Origin of the sequence: Moritella sp. (assembly GCF_013215705.1) — a bacterium.
In the GTDB taxonomy this organism is placed as follows: Bacteria; Pseudomonadota; Gammaproteobacteria; order Enterobacterales; family Moritellaceae; genus Moritella.
In genome coordinates, this window is sequence record NZ_JABSQR010000028.1 from 69,107 (window position 1) to 75,569 (window position 6,463).

7 protein-coding genes are annotated in these 6,463 nt (G+C 37.3%); 1 reads left to right on the forward strand and 6 read right to left on the reverse strand.

The genetic code is table 11. The annotated features are described in order from the left end of the window. Positions 1-138: 138 nt before the first annotated feature. From HRT96_RS17215 to metN, 6 genes are all read right to left on the reverse strand, one after another. Positions 139-960, reverse strand: a complete 822-nt coding sequence (locus tag HRT96_RS17215; RefSeq protein WP_293159185.1) for a TIGR03899 family protein — start codon at positions 958-960, stop codon at positions 139-141. Between the two features lie 198 nt (positions 961-1,158). Further along, positions 1,159-1,707, reverse strand: coding sequence for a YtfJ family protein (locus HRT96_RS17220; RefSeq protein WP_293132238.1), 549 nt, complete (start codon positions 1,705-1,707; stop codon positions 1,159-1,161). 152 nt (positions 1,708-1,859) lie between these two features. After that, positions 1,860-2,846 carry a hypothetical protein gene (locus HRT96_RS17225; protein ID WP_293159187.1) on the reverse strand — a complete coding sequence of 329 codons (987 nt, stop codon included), beginning with the start codon at positions 2,844-2,846 and terminating at the stop codon, positions 1,860-1,862. Positions 2,847-2,995: 149 nt separating this feature from the next. After that, a complete protein-coding gene (gene metQ / locus HRT96_RS17230; RefSeq protein ID WP_293159189.1) occupies positions 2,996-3,802 on the reverse strand; it encodes a methionine ABC transporter substrate-binding lipoprotein MetQ in 807 nt (268 codons plus the stop codon). A 31-nt stretch (positions 3,803-3,833) separates the two neighbouring features. Further along, entirely contained in the window at positions 3,834-4,490 is a 657-nt protein-coding gene (locus tag HRT96_RS17235) for a methionine ABC transporter permease (protein WP_293132229.1), read from the reverse strand. Then, on the reverse strand, positions 4,480-5,514 hold the full coding sequence (metN, locus tag HRT96_RS17240) for a methionine ABC transporter ATP-binding protein MetN (RefSeq protein WP_293159191.1): 1,035 nt from the start codon (positions 5,512-5,514) through the stop codon (positions 4,480-4,482). Before metN ends, HRT96_RS17235 begins: the two co-directional genes overlap by 11 nt. Positions 5,515-5,779: 265 nt before the next feature. On the opposite strand from metN, the gene gmhB reads away from it, so the two are divergent. Continuing rightward, a complete protein-coding gene (gmhB, locus tag HRT96_RS17245; protein WP_293159193.1) occupies positions 5,780-6,334 on the forward strand; it encodes a D-glycero-beta-D-manno-heptose 1,7-bisphosphate 7-phosphatase in 555 nt (184 codons plus the stop codon). Positions 6,335-6,463 lie beyond the last annotated feature (129 nt).

Sequence of the window (6,463 nt, forward strand, 5' to 3'; positions counted from 1 at the left end):
CCTGCGGGAGGCGAGCAGGAATTACAGCACAGCGTTACAATATTTGAAAATGGAATAGCCATTATCTACATATTGTGCCTTGTTCTGTTATCCCTGCTAGTCTCTGATACAGCATTTTGAAGTAACTTGGGTATAAGCCTAAAAATTAAATGCATTATGCAAATGGCTGGTTAGCTCTGAAAAATATTCCGGGTTGTTTTCATGCGGAATGAGTTTAGCCAGTTCATCACCAATATTGGTAAAGCGGTAATACTTCATACGAGATGAACGGTTTTTGACTTTCATTGTTAACTTTTTTTCCCCGTAGCTTATTGGTAAGTCTTTATCGAGAGGAAGATTCACCATTTCTAATTCATTATGATGAATTAATCCCAATTCCGACAAGGTTAAAAAGCTATTGTAAGGTAGTTTGTGTCGACCTAAATTAATCGACTTAAATTGCGGCTTATTAAACAATAAGAAATTTTTATTGTTATTTTGGCAGTTAAGGACAATCTTACAATTAGTGTCGTAACCGATTTGGGAGCTTAAATTACAAGCTGCTTGAAACATTTGTGCTTCACGTTGGGTCATTTGATTGAGTGTGCGTAATGATTTAACCGAGAAACTACCTGAATGGCTTAATTCCAATGCAAAAATATGCCCCCATAATGTTTGCATATGTGGCCCTGAGATATCTTTGGCCATCGACATGAAAGCACTGAGCCAATCGGGATCCATATTTTCACTGGTCACGTCATCACAAAAATTATTGGCTCGCACAACAATACTCTCTAAGTTTTGCTGCTGCTTGATCTGCTCTTGATTAATACGCTGAATTGCCCTGTGTTCAAATGTCGTATGCTTATTTACCGTTAACATGCCATCGATACCTCTATCTTTGGCAACTTTACGTAGTTGTTGAATACTGTTTAAAATATTCGATTCAATTTTATTTATATGGGTATCAGTAATGGACATAGTAAACCTAACGGCGCATTAAGAGGGAGTGAATATAAGCTTTATTTATACCTGATATGGTAATGAAAGTATTGTGTTGGTGTTTAAAATTGATGAATAGTGAGAAATATTTTTATGATAGTGTATACAAATAAATTCTTTGGACGAGTGTTGTAATAATAAATCGGCGTCGACTCGTCCATCGTTCAGTTATAACGTTTATATATTCGCGTTGATAATGCCGATAACGGTATTGATTTCTGTTGGGTTCATTTCACCATCTTTGACAAATAAAATCTTACCGGCCTGGTCTAATAAAATGATCGCTGAGCTTTTTTCGGTTAATGCCCAGGTTTTACGCATATCACCTTCACTATCGAGTACAAAAATAGCATCAGGAAACTCTTCTTTGTTACTTTTCACCTGACTAGCCACGATCGCGCCTGTCCCCCAGATAGATTCATCTAAATTGACTAATGTCGCAGTATTATATTTTTCAAACGGAAAATCGGCGGCAATAATAGCATCAATCATAGGTTCATTGAGTTCTTTTGCGGATGTCCGCCCTGCTATGTGTTGAATTAAAATAATTTTATTTTGTAATTCAGCTGACGTCCACTGGCGGTATTCGAAATCCCCTTCCACTAAATCGACAAAACCTTTGTCTGTAATTGTTACTTGGGGTAAATTTTCACCCACTGTTAGGCTATGACTTAAAGCGACAAAAGAAGTGAGTGAGAGGGCGATAACCGTCAGTATTTTTTTCATTATAAGTATCCTTTTAAATATGAAAATGGGTATAAAACCGTTTCAATTCGATAGCTGTGCTGGATTTGAGTAATGAGCAGTATCGAATTATATGATGTTCACATCTTATTCTATTTATAAGGAAAATGTGGCAGTAAAACGTAAATTTGTGGTCAATATAGCGATTCGCTAATCAATTTCGTGTTTGAAGAAAGCATTTTATCTAACTTTATTTTTGACCCTGAGATCACCGTATATTGATTTTTATTGATCATGATTTTTTGGCCTTCTACGCCACTTTTACTATCAATGGTTAGCCATACAGGAGAGACACTGCCGATACTGGTTGATGGATAAAGCATGAACAGCTCATACTCAGGTGCGAGCTGACTAATTAATGTCGCTAATAGTAGCGCTTTTTCATCACTGTCTGCTTCATTGGTTTTTAACACGCTAATCGGTGAGAAGAAACTGTTGTCATGTTCCTCTCTGTCTGGGATCGCGTAGACCCAATGTCGTGCATTTTTTACAGCTGTACTGAATGATTGCTGTTTAGCTAACTGTGTCGCGATATCTTTTAGATATGCTCTATATTCATAAAATAGTTGAGAGTAATTAGGTCTAACACACGGCAAATCTTCATCATCTGGATGTACACAAGGGGTTATTTTAAGGTGATAAAAGGCATCATTTTGATATTGATTGTAGGCTTGCCAAAATAGCTGTGATGCGTTGCTCTCGTCTTTATTGGTAAATGCGTATTTTATGTCTGTTATTTTATCTTGATCATCAGGAGTATAAAAATTAATACGTTCAATCGCAAATTCAAGTCGTGGAGTTAAGTAGGTATGAATTGCTTTGATTGGATGGCTTAATGAAAACGAAAGCTTATAACTGTCTCGTAACGAGGTTTCGACGATATCAGTATCAAAGAAGGATTTTACATTGATGTTTTTACCTTTGTGATCTGTCCATTGCCAATTAATTGAAAATGAGTTTACTTCACTATTAGGTAAGCTTATTTGCTTGGTAGAGGATAGGTTGTTGCGTTCATCGGTGTCACCAGACAGAGAGGCCATTACAGGTACAGACAGGAAAATCATTATGCTTGTGGTTAAAGAAGGCCACAAAGATGCTTTGTTCAAAAAAGAGGGGGCCATGGAATGAATCTCTGATGATAGCGATTCATTAAGCTTGGTAGAAAATGTGATTGATATCAAAAAAAATACAGAATAATTTTTGTTAGCAACCACACCAAATCATCATTATTTTAACTATTACGCGAACTCATTTTCGAGTAAATAACTGATTACCAGCCTTTTACAATGGCATTGTTAAACAGTTTATTTGCTTCGTCATACACTTCTTGAGTTTGGAATGCAGCGATGAACTGTTTTACTTGTTTAGAATCTTTGTTGTCATTACGTGCAACAATCAAGTTTACGTATGGAGATTCTTTGTCTTCAACGAATACACCATCTTTAGTTGGTGATAAACCAATCTTGGTTGCGAATGTGGTGTTGATAACAGCAAGTGTTACGTCTTGTAAGTTACGTGCTAATAACGCCGCTTCTAATTTTACAATTTCAACACCAAATGGATTTGCTGTAATATCTAATTCTGTTGCTTTAATACCCACCCCCGCTTTAAGTGCAATGATACCTTGCTGTTCAAGTAGTAATAATGAACGGCCTAGGTTGGTTGGATCATTTGGTATTGCAATCTTATTACCTTCTTTTAGTTCGTCAACGTGTTTGATTGATGTTGAGTATGCTGCAATTGGATAAACAAATGTATTTGCTACTGCTGTAATATCATAACCACGTTGTTCGATTTGTGCATCTAGATAAGGTTTATGTTGGAATGCATTTACATCAATACTGCCTTCTTCCAGTGCACGGTTTGGTGTTACGTAATCTGTAAATGTGACAATCTCAATATCTAGGTCGTATTTCTCTTTAGCGATTTTTTTCGCAATCTCAATTACTTCTGCCTCTGGGCCAGCCATTGCACCCACTTTTAATACTGTTGAGTCTTTGTCGCCACTACATGCACTTAATAGCACACTTGATGCAATTGCGGTTACTGATACTAATGTCTTTAGTGAAAATTCCATGATTATTATTTCCTTGAGTGGTTAAAGTTTATTATCTGTGGTCGACTTTACTGATTAAGCGTTCACCGACGGATTGAATAATCTGTACGATGATCACCAGTAAGATAACGGTAATTAGAATAATAGTCGGGTTAAAGCCAATGTAACCATGTTGAATACCAACATCGCCGAGACCGCCGCCGCCTACTGTACCTGCCATTGCAGAGTAGTTTACCAGTGTTACTAACGTTATTGTGATGCTATTGATGATCCCTGGCATTGCCTCTGGGATTAACACTTTCATTATAATCTGTAGTGGGGTAGCGCCCATTGTTTGTGCTGCTTCGATCAGACCTGCTGGCACATCCAATAATGCACCTTCGATTAATCGTGCAATGAAAGGGATTGAGGCTACTGTTAATGGCACTATCATTGCGCCTGTGCCAATTGACGAACCGACAATTAAGCGTGTAAATGGAATAATGGCCACAAGTAGAATAATGAAAGGTACAGAACGACCGACATTAACAATCACACTTAACGCGTTATTTAATTTTTTGTTTGCTAAAATACCGTTAGTTTTTGTTACATGTAACAAGATCCCGGTTGGCATACCAAGTAAACATGCAATGGCAGCTGCAATACCAACCATGGCTAACGTTTCGAGGGTTGCGTTAAAAAATAAATTAATCATTTGCTCAGTCGACATAACCGATAACCTCTACATTCACTGCGTGTTGTTGGAAAAAAGCCTTGGCTGCGATAGTATTTTCTTTATCGCCTATCAGTTCAGCTAGCATATAGCCAAATTTGATACCGCCAGCGAATTCAATATCGGCACTTAAAATATTTACATCGACGTTTAATGTTCTACTTACTTCTGAAATTACCGCTGTATCAACGCTATCACCTGTAAAACCTAAACGCACTAATGGCATTGAGTTTGCTTTTCTATTTAATGACAAGCGTTGTTTATACTCATCCGGAATCTCTAGGTTTATCGTTGCTTCTATAAACAGCTGCGCTAATTCTGTTTGTGGGTTGGCGAAGAACTTCGCGACGGTGTTTTGTTCAATTAACTCGCCTTTATCAATGATCGCAACTTTATGGCAAATATTTTTTACCACTTCCATTTCGTGAGTAATAAGTAAAATGGTCAGACCTAGTCGAGCATTAATATTTTTTAATAATGCTAGAATTGATTTGGTGGTGCTTGGATCAAGCGCTGATGTGGCTTCATCACAAAGGAGAACCTTAGGTTCAGACGCTAACGCGCGTGCAATCGCCACACGCTGTTTTTGACCGCCACTTAATTCAGCAGGGTAGGCGTTATGTTTTGTATCTAAACCAACGAGTTCGAGTAGCGGTGTGATCTTATTTTTTATTTCCGCTTTATCTACGCCGGCTAATTCAAGTGGTAGTGCCACGTTATCAAATACGGTACGTGATGATAATAAATTGAAGTGTTGAAATATCATGCCGATCTGACGTCGTGCAGCACATAGCTCTGTTTTGTTTAACTGTGTTAGTTCAACGCCATCCAGTTGAATTGAACCTGAAGTTGGTGTTTCAAGTAAATTAACACAACGTATTAATGTACTTTTACCTGCACCTGATGAGCCAATTACACCGAATATTTCGCCTTTGTTGACGCTTAAACTCACGTCTTTCAAGGCATAAACAGGCTTGTCTGTAGTTTCAAATATTTTATTGATATTTGTTAATTTGATCATTTCAACGCCTAAAACGAAAAATAAGAATCAATATATAAGATTAGATATTAATTCTTATTTTATGAGTAACAACTGGATACATATGCTAGTTATTAAGTTGCTCAAAGTCAATGGCCTTTTTTACATCTAGACGGCTATGCGGCTTTTGATTCCTGTTGAGGTAGTTTAAATAGCTTAGGTTTGCATGTAGAAGGTATGGATTGCGTAATTTTTATGACGTGAAATAATGTGTAATTAGAATGATCGATAATAAAGGTAATAAATAGTGGCAACTGCAGCTGTATTCTTAGACCGTGATGGTGTGATTAATAAAGATAAGGGTTATGTTTCACAAATTGATGATTTTGAATTCATTGATGGCAGCATTGAAGCTATGCAACTATTGAAGGCGCATGGTTATCTATTAGTTGTAATAACAAATCAATCTGGTATCGCACGAGGTTATTATACTGAAGATGAATTCATGACACTAACAGAGTGGATGGATTGGTCACTTGCCGATCGGGGTGTCGATCTGGATGGTATTTATTATTGCCCTCATCATCCCGAAAAAGGTATTGGTGAGTATAAGCAAAATTGTTTATGCCGTAAGCCAAATACAGGGATGTTAGATAGTGCAGGTAAAGAGCTTGATATTGATTTTGCTAACTCGTATTTAGTCGGTGACAAATTATCTGACATTCAGGCTGGGCAGAAATTACAGCTTAAAGCTAATTACTTAGTGTCGACAGGCAAAGTTCTGTGTGAAAAAGGTGCTGAAGCAGCTGATGGCGTATTTACAGACCTATTATCTGTGGCTAAAGCGATAGTTAACGGCTAAATTAGCACGGGTTGATTACTATTTGAGCGATTGCATTTAATTTAATAAAAGAACTTGCCAATGTAACCCAGATCTCTATAATCGCTCCCACTGACACGGCAACAGTCGTTCAGTATGCTCTTTAACAAT